Source organism: Mycobacterium sp. E3298 (genome assembly GCF_001666895.1).
GTDB lineage: Bacteria > Actinomycetota > Actinomycetes > Mycobacteriales > Mycobacteriaceae > Mycobacterium.
Genome location: NZ_LZJB01000320.1, coordinates 1 through 546 on the forward strand (window position 1 = coordinate 1; position 546 = coordinate 546).

1 protein-coding gene is annotated in these 546 nt (G+C 70.0%); it reads left to right on the forward strand.

The window, feature by feature from the left end; all coding sequences use genetic code 11:
- Positions 1 to 22: 22 nt before the first annotated feature.
- Positions 23 to 546, forward strand: a 524-nt coding sequence (locus A9X05_RS32715) for a VWA domain-containing protein (protein WP_156736733.1), incomplete at its 3' end; no start/stop codon positions are given.

The following is a 546-nucleotide window of genomic DNA, read 5'->3' on the forward strand; positions in this document are numbered from 1 at the left end:
CGGGCGCATAGTGTGGCTGCACATGAAGTTGCCCCTGCTGGGCCCCGTGTCGGTCACCGGCTTTCAGAACGCGTGGTTCTTCCTGTTCCTGCTGGCCGTTCTGCTGGTCCTGGGCATCTACGTCGTGCTGCAGTTCGCCCGCCGCCGCCGCGTCCTGCGGTTCGCCAACATGGAGGTGCTGGAGCGGGTCGCGCCGGCGCGCCCCAGCCGCTGGCGGCACGTGCCGACGATCCTGTTGGCCACGTCGCTGGTGCTGCTGACCACCGCGATGGCCGGGCCGACGTCCGACGTCCGGATCCCGCTCAACCGGGCGGTCGTGATGCTGGTGATCGATGTCTCGGAGTCCATGGCCTCCACCGACGTCCCCCCCGACCGGCTCAAGGCCGCCGAGGAGGCGGCCGGCCAGTTCGCCAGTCAGCTCACGCCGGGCATCAACCTGGGCCTGGTCGGCTTCGCCGGCACGCCATACCTGCTGGTGTCGCCCACCCCGCAGCACCAGGCGACGATCGACGCGCTCAAGAAGCTCGACTTCGCCGACAGCACGGC